Source organism: Paenibacillus jilunlii, assembly GCF_900102965.1.
Lineage (GTDB): Bacteria > Bacillota > Bacilli > Paenibacillales > Paenibacillaceae > Paenibacillus_AQ > Paenibacillus_AQ jilunlii.
Genome location: NZ_FNGM01000001.1, coordinates 861,816 through 882,526, shown reverse-complemented (window position 1 = coordinate 882,526; position 20,711 = coordinate 861,816). Strand labels below are relative to the sequence as shown.

Below are 20,711 nucleotides of genomic sequence, written 5' to 3'. Positions count from 1 at the left end.
TAGCATAGCATGCTACGGAGGCAGTTTCATCATTCAGCACCTTCATGATGCACTTTTTTACCCTTCAGCCTCCGTAGCGCATAAGCTGCTGCACCCAGCGTGCCCGCACGGCTTCCCAGCTCCGCCTGAAGTATCTTGCACCTGCTGCCGGACAGCTTCAGCGCATGTTCCGCCACCGTCTCACGGACACTTCGCAGCAGCCGTTCTCCTGCCGCAGACATCCCGCCGCCAATGATGACGGCCTCCGGATTCAGCAGATTGATCACATTCGCCAGTCCAAAGCCCAGCAGGACGCCTGTCTCATGCATAACCTCTATTGCCAAAGCATCTTCAAGATCGTAAGCTTCTGAGATCATTAGCGCAGTTATCCGCTCCTTGTCACCGCCTGTCCAGGTTTGAATGATGCTTGGCCTGCCTTCCGCCAGCTTTTCTGTGAAGGTGTTCACCATCCCGACTGCCGATACGTATCTTCCGAGGCAGCCCGAGCTGCCGCAGCGGCAGGGACGGCCCTGTCTGAACATGTTCATATGGCCGATCTCTCCCGCGCTGAATGTGGTTCCATATACAACCCTGCCATCATTCACAATTCCCGAGCCCAGTCCCGTTCCCAGCGTCAGCAATACTACGTTCTTGTACCCTCTTGCCGCCCCATGCTGCCATTCCCCATACAGATTTACCCTGACATCATTATCAATAAAGACAGGAAAATCGTAATATGGCTTCATTTCATTCACGATATGTATATGTTCCCAGCCCGGAAAATTGGGTGAAAATAGGGACATCCCTTCTTCGGGATCGAGCAGGCCCGGAATTCCCAGACCCATGCAGGCTATACTCCGAAGGGTAATCCCTTTGTCTTCAGTCAGCAGCTGTACAGAAAGCCGGATTCTCGACAGCACATGGGCCGGTCCCCGGGCGGCTTCCGTGGGTACAGATAACTCTCCGATTGCGGTGAAACCGGGATCAAACAGTGCTGCCTTGATATTGGTTCCGCCCAAATCTACACCGATGGTATACAGTTTCATTTTCACACTCCTCAATGACTGGTATCTCTGCGACTATTATGAGGATCTTCCGCCTATGTGAAAAGAGATTTAAATAACATCTTATATCACTTTTGGAACTTCTGACCGCACAGCCTGGAAGCACGAAATGATTTCCTGTATAACTAAAAAAGGCAGGCTGGCGCTTATCCCGCCAATCTGCCTTGCTTGCGTAGAACGAGAAGCCTGCCTTATGAGCCGGCTCCCTTATATCTTTTGACACCGTAATTCCAGGACAGCAGTCCAATCCCCAGGAATATCGCCCCTACCACCGGAGTCAGCAGCGCCATGCCCTGCATCTCCTCGCGGTGCAGAAACAATGCCGCCGGATAGATTCCGACAAAAGCAAACGGAATAATCCAGGTAAGCAGTACCTGAATCGCCCGGTTATAGATCGTGACCGGATAACGGCCGTAGGTCTGAATGTTATACATCAGCGGCAGAATGCCGGTTGGTGCATCCGAATAAAACGACAATGAAGTCAAAGTCGTATAAATCCCCGTGTAAATCGCAACCGCGCTGAGCGTCAAAATAATAACCATTGGAATGGTCCACCATTCAAAGGGCAGTCCCAGATTGCTCCCGCTGATCCCCATGATAATCAGTCCAATCACAGAGCCTACCAGTGCCGGTGGGTCCACGTTTTCGAGGAAAATCTGGAACAGGTTATGCGCCGGACGGGTCAGGATACGGTCCATTTCACCTTTAACGATATACCGCTCGCTGAAGCCCCACATGTTCACGAAACAGCTGAAGACACCAAATGGCACCATAAAAAATCCGTATACGAACACAACCTCATTCTGGCTCCACCCGCCAAGACTTTCAGTATGCATGAAAATGACCAGAATAAAGATGAAGTTGGTGGCTTGAAACAGCAAATCCGACACCACCTCCACCCAAAAATCGGCGCGGTACGTCAGACGGGTCTTCATATAGTTTTTCAGGTATTCAAATAATAATCCCAAATAGTACAACTCCGCTCACCCTCCCTGCACGAACAGCCGCTGACGCGCCGCGTGGTATAGCCAGACAATCGGAATCAGCAGCACTACGAACCAGATGACCTGGATACCCAGCACATTCCAAATGCCTACTCCCTGCACCCGTCCCGTAAATACAGAACCCGGCAGATAAGTGATGGCTTGAAAGGGCAGAACTTCAAGGACGGAGGACAGCCAGCCCGGAAACAGGCTGATCGGCACGATCAGGCCGGAGAACAGGTCAACCACGACACGCTTCATGCGCATCATGCCCTCGTTATTCTCAACAAAAAACGCCGATAATCCCGTAATGATATTAATCTGTGAACTGATCAGGAAGCTGAAGAAGAGCATAACAAGAAAGCCTGCCCATGCTGACAAATCTGTCGGCAATTGCACCGGAAACAGCAGAATGGCAATCACCATACCCGGGATCATCAGCATCATAAAGCGGAAGAGGCCTTCGCCAAGTCCCTGCATCATTTTGACCAACACATAGTTATAAGGCCTAATGAACTGGATTGCGATGCTTCCGTCTCGGATATCCGTTGAAATCTCCCGGTCCAGGTTGTTGAAATAAAAGGCCCGGGCCATCCAGGATACTGCAACGTACGTCGTCATCTGAGCACCTGTAAAGCCGCCCAGGGATTCACCATCACCGTAGATGGCTCTCCAGGTGAAATAATTCACGCCGATATTCAGCGTATAGATTAGAATGCCGGAATAATAATTGACACGGTAAGCCAGCATGGTCAAAAAACGGATGCGGATGAAATCGAAATAAGCGCCGAGCAGCAGCCTCCAGCCGTTCTCCTGCGGACTGCCTGCGGAAGAACCTCCGGCGGAAGATGTGGCTGCAGCAGCCTTTAGCTGTTCAGACATGGATGACCTCTTTCTCATCCTGCAAAGCAAGAATCTTATCTTCCGGTTTCTCGGCCGAACCTGATTGATAAATGCTGCGGACGATATCATCCGTGTTGGTTTCAATGATTTTGATATCGGTGATGTCTGCCTGGCCCACGACCCGTCCAAGCACATCGGAGACGTTCAGTTCCAGCGGAATCCATACTTTGGCTTCCAGATCATTCTCAGAGGACCAGGTCACCGGCATTCCTTCCGTCCACTGGGTAAGCTGCTGCAGCTTCGTGGCTGCTCCGAATTGGAACTGCACCTCGCGGCCGGTTCCCCAGCGCTGCTTCAGATCCTCAAGACCGCCATCATAAATGATGCGCCCGTCGTCAAGCATAATGACCCGTGAACAGAGTGCTTCAATATCCTGCAGATCATGAGTAGTCAGCAGAATAGTGGTTCCATGCTCACGGTTCATATCCTTAAGGAACTGGCGGATTTCCGATTTCACGACAATGTCGAGTCCAATGGTTGGCTCATCCAGGAACAGGATGGACGGATTATGCAACAGTGCGGCTACCAGCTCACACCGCATCCGCTGTCCAAGACTGAGCTTGCGGACCGGCCGGTTCAGCAGATCCTGCAGCTCCAGCCGCTCTACCAGCTCGTCCAGCCGTTTCTTGAATTCCTGCTCCGGCACCCGGTATACCTTGCGGAGCAGCTGAAAAGATTCAATAACGCCGATATCCCACCACAGCTGGCTGCGCTGCCCGAACACGACACCTATATTCCGCACAAATTTCTCCCGTTCCTCATACGGTACATATCCACCGACAGAGAGGGTACCCGAAGTAGGAACAAGAATGCCTGTGAGCATCTTGATCGTCGTCGATTTACCCGCACCATTCTCCCCGATATAGCCGCAAATCTCACCTTGGGGGATGCTGAAGGAAATATCCTTTACAGCCATGACCTCGGAATACTGCCGTTTAAACAAATCAGCGAAGGCCCCTTTGAGGCCCTCGCGGTTTTTTTGGACTTTGAAGGTTTTGCGCAAGTCCTGTACTTGAATCGCATTCATATCGTACCTCGCTAAGCTAAGTATTAGGTTCAGTACCCCATTATATCATCTCTGCATTATTTGGCTACTCGTCCCTCAAAAAAATCAGCGTCCGGTACCGCCTCCAGATGGCCGGAGCGGGCCACTTTCGTCCTTAAGTACTTTTCATTGAAGACCGAAACGTCGCCCCATAGAGGTATTCTCTTGCCGGTATTCATTCCGGCTGCCTTCAGGGCTTCCATCTTCTTCGGATTATTCGTAATCAGAGTCACCGGCTTGCTGCGCAAGTGCTGCAGAACGCTGATCGCATCCCTGTAATCTCTGGAATCATCGGCAAAGCCCAGCTCCAGATTCGCTTCAACAGTATCATACCCTTCTTCTTGAAGAATGTATGCCATAGCCTTGCTGAAAAGACCGATGCCTCTTCCTTCATGGTTAGCCAGATAGAACAGCGCACCCGACCCGTGCTGAGCAATCATCTTCATCGACTGGCGGAGCTGAAAGCCGCAATCGCAGCGTTTGCTGCCAAAAATATCTCCCGTATGGCAGATGCTGTGCATCCGGATCAGCGCTTCTTCCGAATCTGCAAAATCTCCGTAGACCAGCACGCTCGATTGCTGCCCTTCGGCCAGATTCATCGAGGATAGCCGGGAGATCAGCAATTCCGTAGCTTCTTTACTGTCCCCGCCCTGCAATTCCTCATCGGTGGCTTTCAGCCAGCTGTACCACTTAAAGGTAACCGTCTCTCCATCCAGGTTCACTGGCAGTGTTATAGGGCCTACGAGTATATTCGTGGAATCGTCCATGGTAATCCGCTTGATTTTATTCTGCAATATAGATAAGATATCTGGTTTGATCATATTGGCACCGTCCTAAACAGTATTCTTAAATTTTAAGTATTCACTATTTTTACGTCAAGTAACTATTTGTAAGTAAGTTTATCATTGTAATATAACTTCGTCAAGTTATAATATATATATAAATATTTATAATTACTTATTGTAAGTTTATGATATAATGAATGCGAGGTGATCTTTATGGATAATTTCGAAATGTGCCCACGCTTTGAAAAAGCGGTTGATATGCTCAGTAAACGGTGGGTTGCCCTAATCGTATTTGTTCTGATGAAGGGTCCCCGCCGTTTTGGTGAAATTGAGAGCTGCCTTTCCAATCTGAGCGGCAAAGTGCTGTCGGACCGCTTGAAGGAAATGGAGAACGAAGGCATCATCGAGCGCACAGTGTATCCTGAAATGCCAGTCCGGATTGAGTACTCGTTGACCAGCAAAGGAAATGCCCTGGCTCCTATCCTTGGAGAGATTGGCAACTGGTCTACCGATTGGATTGAGATCGGCGCAAGCAAATGACATCCGGCCTGCAAGCAAAATAGCGCCCTGCTGGTTCCAGCCACGGAATCCGTCAGGGCGCTATTTGTGGTATCTATTTATTATGGCGGCACACGTTATACATCCTTGCGCTGAAACCGCAGCAGTCCCATTGTAAACACTACAACTGCATACAGAGCGCCATAGATTATAAATGAATTGGAAGGAACGGAGTTGATGTCCATGAGTGGGAAAGAACTGAAATTCATACTAACTATGCCGCTCAACTCATCCAGACTGAACAGCTCCGCTGTCATTTTACGCTGCAGGGCATCCGCCGGCATGAGAAGGGACATGATTCCTGTGAGATTATGCAGTGTATTTAGCGCCTCTTCCTTTAAACCAAGCGGGCCGCTCAGCTTATCGATCATTCCCCCGAGCCAGCCCGCTCCGTAGAGCATTGTCATGAAGACACCATTGCCCACTGCCGAGAACAAGCCGGAGCCCAGCATGGATAAGCTGATCAGCAGCGGTACGAGAGAGCCGAAGAGCAGAAATGCTTTTACCAGTGCCGCCCCGTCCCGCGGGATGGGAGCATGGGCATCCGCGATCAGCAGAATCGCAGTAAACAGAAGCAGAGCATACAGCAGCCCTAAGGTGACATACCCGAGCCAGCGGCCCAGATACCATTTCCAGCGCGGCAGCGGACGGGGAAGTAAAGCTTGCATGATCCCCTGTTCGGCTTCCCCCGCAATGGAAGAGAAAGAACTGAAAAAATAGCCAGAAAGGCGATGACAAAAGCCCCGAAGAAAAACCCCATGGTTACAATGAAAGCTCCGTTCGAAAACCTATTGATCAGGTCCCCCCCATTCGCGATGCCGGATCCCCTTTCAGTCCCGCTGCTTCCCACTGTATTTGCCACAAACCAGAACGCGAGCAGGAATACAGCAGTCATAATTAAAGTCATAAGCATTACCTTTTTCCTCAGCAGTTCCTTCCAGGTCATTCCGAGTATTATTCTCATTCCCGCTCCCCCCTGTGGCTAAGCCCGGATACAGCATCCAGGAACCATTCTTCCAGCCGTTCTTTTTTACGGGCAACCTCATACAAGGTCATGCCTTGCTCGATGATAAGTGCATTCAGCCAGCCCACTTGCTCTTCACTCTCGACTTCCGCCTCCAGCCACACCACACTGCCTTCAACGGTCGAAGGTATAGCGATGCCGCCTTCTGCGTGATCCGCATCTTCTACAGCTTGTCTGATCTGCAGTCCCGTATGCTCCATCAGCCAGGACAGCAAAAAAGGCGAATAGCCGCCCACTTTAAAATGCCAGCTAGTTCGCTTATTCAAAATTTCTGCAACTTTGCCGTGCCGCAGGATCTCGCCGTTATTCAGCAGCGCCATCCGGTCGCACAGCACCTCAACATCCTCAAGCAGGTGAGAGTTGAGATAAATGGTGATGCCCCGCTGCTTCAGCCTTTCCAATATAGTCCGTACTTCCATACGGCCGATAGGGTCAAGCGCCGAAGATGGTTCATCCAGAAAAACAAGCTCCGGATCGTTCACAAGTGCGCAGGCAAGACCCAGCCGCTGCTGCATCCCCTTGGAATAATGCTTCACCCGGTCACGGCCCCGTTGTCCAATCCCTACCTCTTTCAGAAGTTCCGGTATTCTCCGGTCTGCTTCAGACTTACCGATACCGCATAAACGGGCATGAAGCCTGACTACCTCCTCTCCGTTCAGCCATTCCTGATACCGGTACAGCTCCGGCAGATAACCAATCTTTGCCTTGGCTGCCACTGTTCCGATCGGATGCCCAAACAAAGCAGCACTCCCGCTGGTAGGACGGATCAAGCCCGCCAGCATTTTGACAAAGGTGCTTTTACCGGCGCCGTTAGGACCGAGGAAGCCAAAGGCTTCCCCTTTCTCAACAGTTATAGATACATCCCGGCAGCCGCGTCCGCTATTGTATTCTTTGGTCAGTAATTGTGCTTCGATTGCGGGTACATTCATTGCGTGATCAACTCCTGAAGCTGCTTCATGAATTTCTCTTTATCCTGATACAGCGATCCGCCGGAAAAATCGAACAGTTGCCCTTTATTCACCCACGTAGCGCTATAAATAGGCCCATCGCTATACTCCATAGTTTCCATAATAACCTTTATACCGTTCACCGTAATCTGCTCGGAATGATTCCCTTTGATCACAGGCATGGGCAGATCTCCGGCCAGAATGCTGCTCCGCTGCAGACTGGATTTCAGCTCATCCGGGAGAAGCGGGAAGTCAATGACAGCCTGCACAGCCTCTTCCACGTTGATAGAAGGATCTACATTCACCACAGGCGTATTCATCTGCATCAGATTCGACCAATGATCATCCGTAGAAAAATCATAGCTTACAGACTCGGGAATCGACAGCGTGACTGGCTTGCCGTCAACGGATTCTGGCAGCAGCCGGGTCGCCCCCAGACGCTTTAGCGCCTTATTCACCTCATCCACCTTGAGTGTCAGTGTAATTTGCTGTGAGGAGTTTACATACACGTTTTTCACCTTATCAAAAGCCTTACCGGCCGGTGCAGCGTAGCCCAATTTATCCTGCAATGCATTCACTGGCAGCATTCCATTGAGTGTACCGTATGAATAGCTGAATGAACCAAATTTGTTGACAGCATCATTGACATTGTCTTCCCCGCTGGCCTTATAGAACAAACTCCGCAGATCATCTTCATTGACGAACGTTACTTCCTGCATCCGGAATTGACCCAGTATGGCCGCCATGGCCGTGTTGCCTACAGGGGTAGCGAGTATGGCAGCGAATACGGCAACCCCTGCCGCAGCTGTTGCCCATTTCCGGCGGCGGGTCATTGCAGGCCGCCGTGTTTTCCGGGCATCAGTTTTCGCCTGTGCAGGAGCGATTGCCGCAGGGCTCACTGAAGGCTGCGCCACATTTCCCATCTGATGGGCGTCCGATCCGGGTGCCGTATGGCCCTCAGCACGATTCACATTCTTGGCTTCCTGCCCCCATGTTGCCCATACCGGATTCACCGGCTCAGCGGCAAGCTTGGTTTGCAGGTTCGTCCAGGCTTCATCCGTAAGTTGTTTATCGGAATCATATTTCAAAGGATTGGTCATTTGCTGGTCCTCCTAAAAAGTCTTGTAAGCACAGGCTGTACTGGATTCGCTTTGTACAAAACTGGCTTCGAAAGTATATGCTTAAGTTTTCTGTCCTAACGTTCATTCAAGGCTCCCGTGGATCAATCCGTCTGAGGAAACGAATTGCTTGCCTGCTGCCTCAGCTTATTAGTCGCCCGGTTAAGCAGTGTTCCGACAACCGGCGGGTTAACCCCGATCTGTCCGGCAATTTCTGTGTAGCTGTAGCCCGAGTAGCGCAGCAGCAGCGCTTGTCTGTCTCTGTCGGGCAGGCCATCCAGCCAAGTCCGCACATCCTCCTGGTCCAGCTTACTGAGCACGGCTTCTTCGCCGGAAGGGGGGCCTGCCTCTGCGCTGAACAGCAGCTCCTGTTTATCCCGGAGACGGCGCTCTCTGGCTTTTTGAGTTAAATAATCATATCCAATCCGGGTGAGTACTCTATGAAGCCAAGCACCCAGCGCATTCGGGTCATCCGGCGGGTTGCGGTATAATCTGAGAAACACATCCTGGGCTAAATCGTCTGCTGCCGCCTCGTCACGGACCAGGGCCGCGAGTTTGCGCCGCACCACCGGATAGTGTTCATAAAATACAGTTCGAAACATTTCAGATTCCGGAATTTCCATAATGTAAATCCTCCTTATTAGCTGCAGCTATAAGTAAGACGGACGCCAAGGCGATTTTGTATCACAATACAGCATAATTATCATAACATTTCTGTTTTCCGGGTATTCAACACAAAAAGCAGCTCCTTTAATTAGAAAGGAACCGCTTTTTGAGGGAAATTAGCTCACATAGTATTGCTTACCACAGGAAAATATAGTAATTTTATAGATGAACCTATCAAAAAATGAAAGGCGGTAATGACAATGGAAAAGATGTGTATGGAAATGATGATGAGCATGTGTATGGAGGACATGATGTCTAAGATGAACACCATGAAGATGTGCATGGAAAAGATGACCGAAATGGGCATGATGGACATGGATATGGACATGATGATGAAGAAAATGCAGGACTGTGATGAAATGATGACGATGTGTATGACAATGATGCGTGAAGGAATGCAAATGTCCAAGTAATCATAAATGTCAAACTAATCATTCGCGGTCTTGGCAGAGCAGACTAACTGCATGCCATTTTTTTGTCTTTTTTATCAACACATGTTTAGATCTATCTGATCTTAATATATCTCTCTTGAATTAGCTTCGCCAGTGTAATCCGCTCCAGCTTCAGCTCCCAGATCCGCTCTTTCCAGCGGTCACTCTCCGGGTCTTCCTCATGATTTCTCAGCTTGTCGAACAGCTCCATCAACAGCAAGTTAATCTCATCAAACCGATTCCACAGTTCCTTGACACTGTCCACTCTCTGCTGCTCAGCAGTTGTCTCCTTGTAATTCTTCAAGCTCGCTATGATGTCAGCCTGCCACTGTCCATCGTTAATTGCTTTGGCGTAGTTTAGAAGATCCAGATAATCATCGACTGACATGTGTACCGACTCCTTAATCCCTTTTATACCAAGTATTATACTCGGTATTAGAGATAATGCAATAGTCTGGGTATAAAAAACAAGAGCGGTTTTGAGATTATCCGCCCTTGCTGCTTAACAATACACGTTTTCTGTTTTATAAAAGTTTCTTGATATCATCCTTGATCTGTTCTGATTGCGGCCCGAATACGATCTGCACCGCACCCTGCCCCAATCTCATGACTCCCGATGCTCCCAGCTGCTTCAGCGCAGCGTCCTTAACAGCCTTCTCGTCGTTGACGATTAGCCGGAGGCGTGTAATGCAGGCATCGATGTTGCGGATGTTCGACGGGCCGCCGACATTCTCCAGAATTTTGACCGCTCTGGACGATGCGGAAATTTTCGCCCCGCTCACATCGGCTTCCAGCACTTCGTCCTCGGTGTCATCCTCGCGTCCAGGTGTTTTCAGGTTGAACTTGGTGATGATAAACCGGAACAGCACATAGTAGAGAACAAAGAATCCAAGACCCACGGGGATCAGAATCCATGCGTTCGTTGACAGCTTCATATTCAGCAGGTAGTCGATCAGTCCTGCAGAGAATCCGAAGCCCAGCTTTACATCAAGCACATACATCAGGAACCCGGCGAAACCGGTGAGCAGAGCATGAACCAGATACAGTACAGGAGCAAGGAACATGAAGGAGAATTCGAGCGGTTCTGTAATCCCGGTCAGGAAGGACGCAATCGCAGAACCAATGAAGATAGATGCGACCATTTTGCGTTTTTCCGGTTTAGCCGTATGAATAAATGCAAGCGCTGCTCCCGGTAAAGCAAACATCATAATCGGGAAAAAGCCTGTCATGAACATTCCGGCCGATTTATCTCCAGCGAAGAAGCGCCACAAATCCCCATGCACCACTTCTCCGGCAGCGTTGGTGAAATCACCGATTTGGAACCAGGCAATGGCGTTGATAACATGATGGAGGCCAAAAGGAATGAGCAGACGGTTCGCTGTCCCGAAAATAAAGGCGCCGACTCCGCCAAGTCCAACCACCCAAGTCCCGAAATCACTAATCACATCTTGAATCGGACTCCAGATCATGCCAACCAGAACAGACAATACTATAGTAGTTACCGCTGTAATGATCGGAACAAAACGTTTACCGGCGAAGAAGCCCAGCCAATCCGGCATTTTTATATTATGGTATTTCTTATAGAGGAAGGCAGCCCACGCTCCCACAAAGATCCCCCCAAGCACACCCATGTTCAGCTTGACATCATCGCCGATGAAAGGCATTTGTGCAGGAATGACCTTGAGGATACTGTCGAGAATCTGGTAGGCAATCAGAGCGGACAACGCGGCAACCGCATCACCGGCAAATCCGATAGCAACCCCTATAGCAAAAATCAATGCCAGATTGCCAAAGATGGCTCCGGCACCTGCATTCAAGAACGGTGCAATGTAGCTGTTGATGAACCGGCCTGCCGCACCTAAGTGGAAATCCTTTTCATAATTAATCAGTGCGAATCCTTGCAGTATCGCCGCCGCCGGCAGTGTAGCTACCGGAAGCATCAGTGACTTGCCCAATTTTTGCAGAAATGCCAACATTCCAATCATCCCCTTGTATCGTAATTTAGCTGTAACTGATAATGAAGCGTATGATTTATTGCCTGGATGCCACAGTTAGAATCATGTCTTTGCCTGCGGTTACTGAACCATAGTGGCAGGCCACTTCAAATTCAGTCTCCCCGTTACTGGTCACAATGACCGGCGTAATCGTCTGATATCCGGCCGCTTGTATCGAAGCCATATCGAACTCAATCAGAGTCTGTCCTGCCTTAACTTCATCCCCGCTGGCGACATAGCTGATAAATCCGCTGCCTTTGAGGCTTACCGTATCAATTCCGATATGCAGCAGCAGCTGCAGTCCTGAAGCATGCTCAATGATTACAGCATGATTGGATTTGACTACATGGGCGATTATCCCGTCAAAAGGGGCAATTAATTTCCCCTCACTTGGTTTTATGGCAATTCCCTGCCCCATATGCCCACCTGAGAATGTTTCATCCGGCACTCCAGTTAATGAAACGGCTTGCCCTGTGACCGGTGCCGAAATCTCCAGCGCGGATAGCTTCGACGGTTGAGCTTCTTTTTTGGACTTCCATTTGGAAAACATGAGTTTCTCTCCTTACTATTTCTGTTAATGGGTTAGTTATTGTTGTTACCAAAAGCTACATCCGCTGCTGCTGATCCAGGGTCTGAAACAAACGGCGCAAATGCATAGCGAGGAAGCATATTTCCTCTTCCGGGACCTCTGTGCCCAGCGAATTCTGCATAACCTTGCCCAGTTTTTGGGCCAGCTTGTATTCTTCTTTGTATTCTTTCTGAATGTGTTTCACGAATGGATTGTCAATGAGTGAACCCTGCAGAATCCGCTCAATGGAAAATCTCAGATGGATCATCAGCCGGATATGATTCATACTCCCGTAAGCAAAGGTTACATTGCGTTCCATGCGGATCATGTCGAGCAGCTCGCTGACAATATTCGAGGCTTTGACCAGCTGGCCTACCGGCACATTGCTGACAGCAGAATACACGTGATAGGTCAGAAAGCCCACTTCATCTTCAGGAATCTGAACATTGAATTCGGCACTGATTTTCTCCGCTGCCCTGTAAGCGATCTCATATTCCTTCGGAAATGACATTTTAGTCTCCTGAAGGAACGGGTTGACAATATCCATACCGCCCCGCAGACGGTAGATGGTGAACTGAATATGGCTCGGGAGCGCCAAATAAATCTTGTCGTTCAACTTGCTGGAAAATTCATGAGCAATATCCGCAATAATATCATCTGTAATTTTCATTACCTTGGGATCAATATCCTCGAGCAAAATCTGGTATTGACTCCATTCGTCACGATCCTCCAGCCGGAACAATTTCTCAATCCGCTGGTCATTCGCATCAATGAACCCCGAATCTTTGACCGCAAACCCGATACCTTTGCCGATAATTACATATTCCTTGCCCTTTCTTCCCCCTTGAACCATCACTACGTTGTTTCCGATTACCCGCAGTACCTCAAACTGCTCGTTTTCCCTGGGCAAGTTCTCCCTCCTTTCCGCCTAATATCCAATTTTTCGCATAAAAAAGAGCCAAGAAAGACTCAAATGAATGAAGTCAATTCTTGGCTCATGCCCTTAAAGGTAACACGCCGATTGCATATAAATGATCATTTATAAGATTATCATAAATCATACCTATATTTCCGTCAATGGGGTTTTTGAAAATGTCAAGTTTGGCTCATTCCCCCATCAGGCGGCACATCCGGGTCACCACATCCTGAATGATTACAGGCTTGCTGATAAAATCCGAAGCTCCGGCAGCCAGACATTTCTCCCGGTCTTCCTTCATCGTTTTGGCGGAAATGGCGATAATGGGAAGCTCCGGCAGCATCAGCTCCTCCCGAATAATCGACAGCGTGTCGTACCCGTCCAAATTCGGCATCATAATATCCAGCAGGACGATATCCACATCAGGCTGCTCTCTGACCATCTGCAGGCATTCGAAGCCTGATTGGGCAGTCAGGATATTCATATCATAAGTCTCCAGCCCTTTTTCCAGTGCATAGATGTTGCGCACATCATCATCCACGATCAGCACCGTTTTACCGTGTAAACTGGAATACTCCTTATCAAACAAGACAGACTCCGCTCCCGTGTCACTATTCGGCTGCTTATCCTCCCGCTCAGCGGCAGCAGCAGCCTGCAGAGTCCATACCCCAGGAAAAACGGATTCGTATCCGTCTTCTTCTTCACGGCATGGAATAAACAGCGTAAACGTGCTGCCTTCCCCCTCTTTACTATCCAAAGAAATGGTGCCCCCAAGCAGCCGGGCCAGTTGGAGCGATATGGACAATCCCAGTCCCGTGCCGCCGAATTTACGCGCCGTTGAGCCGTCCGCCTGGCGGAAAGCCTCGAAGATCACTTCACGGTTCATTTCCTCGATTCCGATTCCGCTATCCTTCACAGCAAAGGCGAGTACGGAACCAGCCTCAGGAAGCTGTGGAGCGGTCGGCGGTTCAAGACGGCTAATGACGACCTCGACAAAACCCTTTTCCGTAAATTTAAAAGCATTGGAAAGCAGATTCCGCAGAATTTGATGCAAACGCATCTCATCTGTAAAAAATATATCCGGAACGTTGCTCTCAAGAATCACCTTGAAATCAATATTTTTCAGCTCCGCCGTCTTGTTAAAATAACCATGCAGCATGGAGGGCAGCTCGGTAAGATTGACAGGGTCCCGCTCAACGGTCATTTTCCCGGCTTCCACTTTGGACAGGTCCAGAATATCATTGATCATTCCCAGTAATTCACTGCCCGACGAATGAATGACTTCGGCATATCCCTGTTCTTCTTCCGTCAAGCTGTCATTCCGGTTCTCGGTAAGCAGCTGTGAAAGAATAAGCATACTGTTAAGCGGTGTACGCAGCTCATGAGACATGTTGGCCAAAAATTCGGATTTGTAACGTGAGCTTAATTCCAGCTGCTCGTTATATTTCTCCAACTGAGCCGCTGCGTTCTCTGCAACTGACTTCTGGTGCTCCAGCTCCCGGTTGAGGGTGAGCAATTCCTGTGTGTGATTCTGCAGTTCTTCAGTCTGGACCTGCAGTTCTTCAGACTGCACCTGAAGCTCTTCGGATTGCACCTGCAATTCTTCATTCATCGTCTGGGATTCGCTGTACAGCTGCTGGATTTCCATCCGTGTCAATACAGAATTCAAGGTGACTCCCATCATTGTCAGCAGTTCATTAAAGAGCTCAATATGATGCGGAGCCCATTGTGTAAGTGAAGCCGCTTCAAGAACGGCCAGTGTTTTGTTCTCAAATAGTATAGGAGCAATTACGGCAAACTTGGGTGCGGATCTCCCCAAACCGGAGTTGATGCTTATGTAATCCTCGGGTAAATTTTCGAGACGAATCATCCTCATATCTACCGCACATTGGCCAATGAGCCCTTCTCCCGGGCGAATCGTACTTTTTCCGAAATCCATCTCTTGTTGCTCTGAACCTGCGTAGGAGTACATTCGTTTATACTCCTTGTTCCCGTCCAGTACATACACAGCACCATACTGCAGCTCCAGGATCACAGACAGCCTGTTCATGAAGGTACGGCACAGCAAGGACAAATCCGTAATCTCCTGAAGTGCAATAGACATTAATGTCAGTTGTTCACTGCTCCACTGCTGCCGCTGCACCGTATCCAGCAGGTCATTCGTGGCATTCCCCAGATCATTGATTTCGTCAAGGGTCTTCACTGAGATCCGTTCAGACATATTACCTCCGCCGGCGATGGTGAGGATCGCCTGGATCACACTCCTAAGCGGCTTGACAATGCTTGCTGAGATCAAATATGTAATAAGCGCGGCCAGCAGTGCAACCAGTCCCCAGAGGATATACATGGTTATTATAAGCTTGTCATTGCTTGCTTTCAGATTGGCTATCCGCTCGCTGGTAAGCTTCCGTTCGTTGTCACGGAAATAGTCAAACTGTGTACGGATGGAATCAATAATAACCTTGCCGCTGTCATTATGAAAAAAAGCATTGACTGCCTGAGTCTGGCCATTCCGTTTCAGATCCACAATATATTGTCCCGCTGATTCGATCCATTGTTCAATACTGCCCTGGATATTGCTTAGATTCTTCAACTGGTCGGGATTATCTTTGATCAGACTGCTTAATCTCGTATAATGAATCTTCCATTCTGTAATCCCGGTGTCATACGGGACCAAATAGCTGGAGTTACCGGTAAGCGCATATCCGCGCTGACCAGTCTCCATATCCAGCACATTTTTTTCGATTTGGTAGGTGAGCTCATGCACCTTCATGTCATGATCGCTGAGAAAAACCGTTTCTTTCTCCAGATCAGTTATTCTGCCCGCCACTACAAGCAGGAACAGGCCCAGCATTAGCAGGATCATGACATATCCGAGCGCAATTCTACTGCGGATTCTCAGGCTCCAGGCTTGCTTGTTAAGCAATGGTACGACCTCCATCCGGCATTCCGGTATCTGTTGCCTTTTAATTGTAAATGCTGGCAATACAGATAACAAGTGGATTATTCGTTAACAAGAATGACTACAGGTAGCTCTCACTCCTGGGCAGTCTATCCTTTAGTTGCCGCACATTGGCTTCCAGCTTCAAGATTACATCCTCCAGGTCCATGGGATCAATTCCCCTGATAATAGGTGCTGGTGCAGGAATGGCTTCTGCTTGTTTACTTTTCTCCTTCAGTTCACGGAGCTCAATCTGCTGTTCCTGCCATTTATCCATCAAATCAGCGATGGTCGCGTAAAAACGCTCATAATCCTTAATTACACTATCCAGAAATGTGTCGACCTCTTCGGCATCGTAACCGCGGAGCTTCATACTGAATTCCTTCTCGTGTATGGTTAGTGCATCCAGTGTAATGCCTAGCTGGCTGAACAGCTTTCTCTGCTTGTCCAGTCTGCGTTTCATGTGTTCATCCATTGAATTGACCTCCAAGTATATAACGTTCATCCGGTAGTAACCATTATAACAGGGTGCAAGCAACCTGAAAATATCACTAAAGTTGCACTTGCTGTGCTCCCCTCCTTCTGATTGCTCCTGACGACAATAGGGTAAGGAAAGAATACGGCAGAAGCATAAATATACCCAGAAAGGATGAGTATACAATGAGCCATCTATCTAATGAACAGCTTGCCAGCCTGAAAAAATCCCTGCTGGAGCGCAAAAAGGAGCTGGAGCAGCATTTCTCCCAGAACGGAGAAGAAAACAGCCTGCTCGGTGACTCGCTCCGAAACTCAACCGGTGAACTTTCTTCCGCAGACAACCATCCTGCCGACACAGGCACTGAAACCTTCGAGCGAAGCCGGGATCTGGCGATCAACCGGTCCCTCTCCGAGGAGCTGTCTGACATTGAAGCTGCCTTGCAGCGGATGAAAGACGGTACCTACGGGATATGTGTGATAAGCAGCCAGGAGATTCCATATGAGCGTCTGAAGGCAATTCCCTATACTCCTTATGCTGTAGATCATGTGCCGCCCCGCGAATCCTTCAGTGACCGGCCTGTGGAAGAGGAAGTAATGACAGCTCCCCCGTCAGGAGCAGGGCGTAACCGCCAGGAGCACAGCGGCAGATTCGATGATGCCGGCGCCTGGGATTCTGTAGAAGATTACGGAAGCGCAAGCTCACCGGTGACTCCCCCAGGTCAGGATGCAGATAAAGAAGAGATTTGATGCTAGAAATTATCCGCTACGGCTTTATTAAGAATCCCCAGGCAGCGGTCAAGATCTGTTTTGACCTGTTTTTTATATAGCCTGGCTTTCTCCTCCCCGTCAGCTGTGAAATGATACAGGACGATTTCCTGAAAATCCACTTTGGGATCATTTCCTTTGAGCTGCTTGGTGCGGTATAGAATACCCTGCTGAACCAGCTCATGCAGCGCCCTGTAAATTTCACTCTGGGGAGGAGAATAGCCGTGGGCTTTGAAATCTCTCCGCAAATCCTCCAGCATTTGATAGCCATAACCTTTATGCTGCTCAACCATTGTAATCAGGTATACCTTAATAAAAGCCCGCTGGGCAATCATAAACGCCATGGGACACCTCCTGATGGTATGTTTGTTCTACGGCTAGTTTTCCTTATCTTTCCTGTACAACTCTAGTATATACTCTATTTTCCAGCTTTCACAATGAGAATTTTTAAGATAGAGCCCTCCCCTTGTAACCTATTAATTAGGTTATAAGTACCCGTTATGGTGTGAATGTAATCGCTGGTGCTGGGGAGCTGGTTTGTTTGGTTTTTTATGTTTTCTATTGTGAATTTTTCATATGTTGAAATCTGGATATAAATTTATTCACTAGATCGTTCATTCGTTGGTTTTACGGATTTAGCGGCTCCCGCTCAGGCCCTCATGATCGCTGAAAGAAACCCGTTGAAGAGACCTGTCTTTCTCCGGTCTTTTCAACATTCCTTGGACTAGATTGGAGTATACAGCACAAGCCTAAGTGGAAAAAGTAAACTTAATTCTGTCCTCCCCGCCCTCCTGTAGGCATTAGTTGGAAAAAGGAAACCTAATTCAGCCCATTCGTCCCTCCACAGCGTATTTCACTTAATTTAAGTCTACTAATTCCCACTAATGCCTCTATAAAACGTCTTTTGAGCATATTTAAGTGAACTATTTCCACTTCAATCATTTGCAGCTCTGGTGCGATTTTGCCTGGGTCCCTTTGCGGACGCGTTGAGCTCCCTACACGATCAAACCGCAGCGATGCGGACTGGAAATCCGTTAATGGGAGAGATTCGTCCATTCCGCAGGTCAAGCGGACTGAGATTCCGCTATTTGTCCGATCTCCCCTTATTCTAGGCTCCATCGGTCGATATAACGGCTGAGTCCGAAACAACCAGGAAAGCAGACTTTTCCGCAAAATAAGGCTTATCTGTCCGCTTCATTCCGCGGATGGAGCCCAAGCCTCCTGCCCCGCCTAAATCATCTGATGTTCGGTGAAAATAAAGTATTAGACTAGAGTCGCTGATTTAACGCGGTTTTTGAATTGAAAAATCGTCAGTTTTTGAAAAGTAAGTTGTAGACTGATCAATTAAAAGAAGCAGCGGCGGACCAAGACCTGATAAATAAAGTCTTAGACTGCCGCTGTTGTCGTTGAACTAACGTTCCCTGTTAGCTCAATGATTCATGTCAGTATTTAAATACCGAAATCCCAATTCATTTATCCGATAACGGACCGGCTTCCCCGGCCAGCAGCTTCAAATTCTTCTCGATCTCACCGTCAATCGCCGATCCCCAACCGTCAGGAATTTGCGGTTTATTAATGAGGTGGAGCATGGTGGATATGTCGGCAAGCTTGGACAGAGCGTACCACCCCTCGGGCAAAGGCTCTCTCGCCTTACGGTTGTAGCCTTCCTCGAAGGCGGCAATGGTGTCTGCGCCGATATAGCGCTCGATTTGCGTCCTTGTCCTGAAGAATTTGCCTATGTCATAAAAGACAGGCGCTGCGAAACAGTACTCGTAGTCGATGAAACAAGGCTCCAATGAAGGCGTGACCATAATATTGGAGAAAATGAAATCGCCATGCGAGAACACATGCTTATCTTCAATCCTCTCTACCAATGCGGCGTGATCCGCCAGGAATTGCATGCACTTCTCTTTGGTTGAAGGTTGAATGTGGGTTCCTGCAAGGCCGTTTAGCAAAGTGTAATATTGGCTCGCGAAGGATTCAAGCTGTTCCGCGATCTGCAAATGCTCGTCTAACAGCGCCATATGCGAATATTCGGTTTGATGCAGCAAGGCAAGCGAGCTGCCGATTCGATGCACGACATGGTCGGGACATCCCTCGTTCTCGGCAATAAAGTCCCCTAGCGTCGAGCCTTCAATAAACACCATGATTAGGTAAGAAAAAGGGATAATCTGCTTGCTATCATCAAAGAAGAAAATCTCAGGGGTGCGAATCTTTGCTTTTGCATACTGATAGGCTGCCGCCTCAATCCCGCTGTGGTCGTTGTTAGCGGGATAAATCCTTAACACATACTTACTACCGCTGTCTGTCCGTAAGGCATAATTGCTGGTGCTCATGCCTTTCGTCAAGGGCGAGACTTGGGTAATGCTTGCCTTGGGGTCGAAAGCGGCGAACAGCCTTCTGACCATGTCTTCGTTAACCTCTTGAAAATCAAACAGTCTAGCCGAGTCTTTCACCGTAGGCCGCCTCCTAGTTGAATTCTAGGGTCAAATTCATTATCAAATTCTCTGATAGCTAAAAAATCACTCATATATTCCTTGGACAACTTCTTTTTATTAATAACTACCAACCCCAGATGCAAATATTATACTGAATTTAATGGTACCACAAATTGGAACTATCCTACCCTTTAGTTGAATGGCGACGGATTCTAAAGCTGATCCGTCGCCATTACAAACTAAAAGTAACGTCGATAAAGTTCTCTCCGACGTTCGCCTCGGAGTTGTGCGTAGATTTGAGTGGTCGATGCCTTCTCATGACCGAGCATTCCTTGAATGAAATCCAATGGAGCACCATTATCAAGGAGCTGGCATGCATAAGTATGTCGAAAGCGATGCGGATACACGTTCACTTGAAGTTCTCCCCGATCTGCAAGCCGTTTTATTGCCCACCTAATCGTAGGTATAGCCATTCGTTTGGTTGGATGCGTATCGGTAACAAATAAGGCTTTGCAGGAATCCGCACGGCTGGACAAGTACTTTTTTAACCATACTTTACACTCTGTCGTAAAATAAACTTCTCTTTGCTTCGATCCCTTGCCATTAACGATTGCTGAGCAGTTCTCCCAGTTTATATCTTCGGCATTAATCTTTTCTACCTCCCCAATCCGGCAGCCGGTGCTGTAGAGAAACTCGAGCAGTGCTCTTTCCCTGAGTGACTGACATGAGATTTTTAAGTGTATGACGTCTTCCTCAATCAAAAACTTAGGAATGCGCTTATCTAATTTGGGTTCTCTCAATTTTAGAGAAGGATTTGAAGTCAGATAAGTCTTTTCATAAGCATAGCGAAAAAGTGAACGAACAAAACGAATCGATGGCCAAGACTGTTTGGCTTCAAACGAACTGCTTGTTTTGCCAAGTATTCCTTCAGTGTGGTTAACGTCACCTCTGTGACATCGAGATTGCCTAGCTCCAGCACTAACATCTTGTGCTGTAAAGTGTATGCTTTTAATGTTTTTGGACTGAATCCTTGAATGCGTTTGTCAGCCTCATACAAACTCCACAACTCATTTAAGTTCATAACAAAACCTCCCTTTAGAAACTATTAA

General features: G+C 48.4%; 23 protein-coding genes. 3 read left to right on the top strand and 20 right to left on the bottom strand.

Annotated features, from left to right (window positions below):
• Positions 1-29 precede the first annotated feature (29 nt).
• The 5 genes from BLQ82_RS04210 to BLQ82_RS04190 all read right to left on the bottom strand — a co-directional run bounded on the left by BLQ82_RS04210 (position 30) and on the right by BLQ82_RS04190 (position 4,795).
• Complete coding sequence (locus BLQ82_RS04210) at positions 30-1,025, bottom strand: ROK family protein (RefSeq protein WP_062527964.1); 996 nt, start codon at positions 1,023-1,025, stop codon at positions 30-32.
• A 209-nt stretch (positions 1,026-1,234) separates the two neighbouring features.
• Positions 1,235-1,978: an ABC transporter permease gene (locus tag BLQ82_RS04205; RefSeq protein ID WP_208810851.1), complete on the bottom strand. Its 744-nt coding sequence runs from the start codon at positions 1,976-1,978 to the stop codon at positions 1,235-1,237.
• Positions 1,979-2,026: 48 nt separating this feature from the next.
• Positions 2,027-2,821 (bottom strand): ABC transporter permease, encoded by a 795-nt coding sequence (locus BLQ82_RS04200; RefSeq protein ID WP_062528545.1) that lies wholly within the window; start codon positions 2,819-2,821, stop codon positions 2,027-2,029.
• A 79-nt stretch (positions 2,822-2,900) separates the two neighbouring features.
• Positions 2,901-3,956 (bottom strand): ABC transporter ATP-binding protein, encoded by a 1,056-nt coding sequence (locus BLQ82_RS04195; RefSeq protein ID WP_062527960.1) that lies wholly within the window; start codon positions 3,954-3,956, stop codon positions 2,901-2,903.
• A 56-nt stretch (positions 3,957-4,012) separates the two neighbouring features.
• A complete protein-coding gene (locus BLQ82_RS04190) occupies positions 4,013-4,795 on the bottom strand; it encodes a GTP cyclohydrolase II (RefSeq protein WP_062527958.1) in 783 nt (260 codons plus the stop codon).
• Positions 4,796-4,972: 177 nt separating this feature from the next.
• On the opposite strand from BLQ82_RS04190, the gene BLQ82_RS04185 reads away from it, so the two are divergent.
• Complete coding sequence (locus BLQ82_RS04185) at positions 4,973-5,299, top strand: catDE operon transcriptional regulator CatR (protein ID WP_062527956.1); 327 nt, start codon at positions 4,973-4,975, stop codon at positions 5,297-5,299.
• Positions 5,300-5,394: 95 nt separating this feature from the next.
• Here BLQ82_RS04185 and BLQ82_RS04180 read toward each other — a convergent pair whose 3' ends face one another.
• The 5 genes from BLQ82_RS04180 to BLQ82_RS04165 all read right to left on the bottom strand — a co-directional run bounded on the left by BLQ82_RS04180 (position 5,395) and on the right by BLQ82_RS04165 (position 9,029).
• Complete coding sequence (locus tag BLQ82_RS04180; RefSeq protein WP_244280686.1) at positions 5,395-5,985, bottom strand: hypothetical protein; 591 nt, start codon at positions 5,983-5,985, stop codon at positions 5,395-5,397.
• Positions 5,910-6,281, bottom strand: a complete 372-nt coding sequence (locus BLQ82_RS32520; RefSeq protein WP_244280685.1) for a hypothetical protein — start codon at positions 6,279-6,281, stop codon at positions 5,910-5,912. The genes BLQ82_RS04180 and BLQ82_RS32520 overlap by 76 nt, the downstream gene beginning before the upstream one ends.
• Positions 6,278-7,270, bottom strand: coding sequence for an ABC transporter ATP-binding protein (locus BLQ82_RS04175; RefSeq protein ID WP_074647743.1), 993 nt, complete (start codon positions 7,268-7,270; stop codon positions 6,278-6,280). Before BLQ82_RS04175 ends, BLQ82_RS32520 begins: the two co-directional genes overlap by 4 nt.
• A complete protein-coding gene (locus BLQ82_RS04170) occupies positions 7,267-8,388 on the bottom strand; it encodes a hypothetical protein (protein ID WP_062527952.1) in 1,122 nt (373 codons plus the stop codon). Before BLQ82_RS04170 ends, BLQ82_RS04175 begins: the two co-directional genes overlap by 4 nt.
• 122 nt (positions 8,389-8,510) lie before the next feature.
• Positions 8,511-9,029: a sigma-70 family RNA polymerase sigma factor gene (locus tag BLQ82_RS04165; RefSeq protein WP_062527950.1), complete on the bottom strand. Its 519-nt coding sequence runs from the start codon at positions 9,027-9,029 to the stop codon at positions 8,511-8,513.
• A 243-nt stretch (positions 9,030-9,272) separates the two neighbouring features.
• Here BLQ82_RS04165 and BLQ82_RS04160 point away from each other — a divergent pair, with 243 nt between their 5' ends.
• A complete protein-coding gene (locus BLQ82_RS04160; RefSeq protein ID WP_062527948.1) occupies positions 9,273-9,485 on the top strand; it encodes a hypothetical protein in 213 nt (70 codons plus the stop codon).
• A gap of 91 nt (positions 9,486-9,576) precedes the next feature.
• Here BLQ82_RS04160 and BLQ82_RS04155 read toward each other — a convergent pair whose 3' ends face one another.
• The 6 genes from BLQ82_RS04155 to BLQ82_RS04130 form a co-directional block, all read right to left on the bottom strand.
• Positions 9,577-9,891 carry a hypothetical protein gene (locus BLQ82_RS04155; protein ID WP_062527946.1) on the bottom strand — a complete coding sequence of 105 codons (315 nt, stop codon included), beginning with the start codon at positions 9,889-9,891 and terminating at the stop codon, positions 9,577-9,579.
• Positions 9,892-10,027: 136 nt separating this feature from the next.
• Positions 10,028-11,479 (bottom strand): N-acetylglucosamine-specific PTS transporter subunit IIBC, encoded by a 1,452-nt coding sequence (nagE, locus tag BLQ82_RS04150; protein WP_062527945.1) that lies wholly within the window; start codon positions 11,477-11,479, stop codon positions 10,028-10,030.
• 55 nt (positions 11,480-11,534) lie between these two features.
• Positions 11,535-12,047 carry a PTS sugar transporter subunit IIA gene (locus BLQ82_RS04145; RefSeq protein WP_062527943.1) on the bottom strand — a complete coding sequence of 171 codons (513 nt, stop codon included), beginning with the start codon at positions 12,045-12,047 and terminating at the stop codon, positions 11,535-11,537.
• A 55-nt stretch (positions 12,048-12,102) separates the two neighbouring features.
• Complete coding sequence (locus tag BLQ82_RS04140; RefSeq protein ID WP_074647740.1) at positions 12,103-12,975, bottom strand: PRD domain-containing protein; 873 nt, start codon at positions 12,973-12,975, stop codon at positions 12,103-12,105.
• Between the two features lie 196 nt (positions 12,976-13,171).
• Positions 13,172-15,907 carry a CHASE3 domain-containing protein gene (locus BLQ82_RS04135; protein WP_062527941.1) on the bottom strand — a complete coding sequence of 912 codons (2,736 nt, stop codon included), beginning with the start codon at positions 15,905-15,907 and terminating at the stop codon, positions 13,172-13,174.
• 97 nt (positions 15,908-16,004) lie between these two features.
• Positions 16,005-16,397, bottom strand: a complete 393-nt coding sequence (locus tag BLQ82_RS04130; RefSeq protein WP_062527939.1) for a DivIVA domain-containing protein — start codon at positions 16,395-16,397, stop codon at positions 16,005-16,007.
• 185 nt (positions 16,398-16,582) lie between these two features.
• On the opposite strand from BLQ82_RS04130, the gene BLQ82_RS04125 reads away from it, so the two are divergent.
• A complete protein-coding gene (locus BLQ82_RS04125) occupies positions 16,583-17,146 on the top strand; it encodes a TraR/DksA C4-type zinc finger protein (RefSeq protein WP_062527937.1) in 564 nt (187 codons plus the stop codon).
• Positions 17,147-17,148: 2 nt separating this feature from the next.
• On the opposite strand, the gene BLQ82_RS04120 is transcribed toward BLQ82_RS04125, so the two are convergent.
• The 4 genes from BLQ82_RS04120 to BLQ82_RS33050 form a co-directional block, all read right to left on the bottom strand.
• On the bottom strand, positions 17,149-17,508 hold the full coding sequence (locus tag BLQ82_RS04120) for a replication termination protein (protein ID WP_020432045.1): 360 nt from the start codon (positions 17,506-17,508) through the stop codon (positions 17,149-17,151).
• Positions 17,509-18,633: 1,125 nt separating this feature from the next.
• Complete coding sequence (locus BLQ82_RS04115) at positions 18,634-19,620, bottom strand: phosphotransferase family protein (protein WP_062527935.1); 987 nt, start codon at positions 19,618-19,620, stop codon at positions 18,634-18,636.
• A gap of 221 nt (positions 19,621-19,841) precedes the next feature.
• The gene (locus tag BLQ82_RS33055) at positions 19,842-20,363 is read right to left on the bottom strand and encodes a tyrosine-type recombinase/integrase (protein ID WP_341874776.1); all 522 of its coding nucleotides are present in this window, start codon (positions 20,361-20,363) and stop codon (positions 19,842-19,844) included.
• Between the two features lie 59 nt (positions 20,364-20,422).
• On the bottom strand, positions 20,423-20,683 hold the full coding sequence (locus BLQ82_RS33050; RefSeq protein ID WP_341874775.1) for an integrase: 261 nt from the start codon (positions 20,681-20,683) through the stop codon (positions 20,423-20,425).
• Positions 20,684-20,711 lie beyond the last annotated feature (28 nt).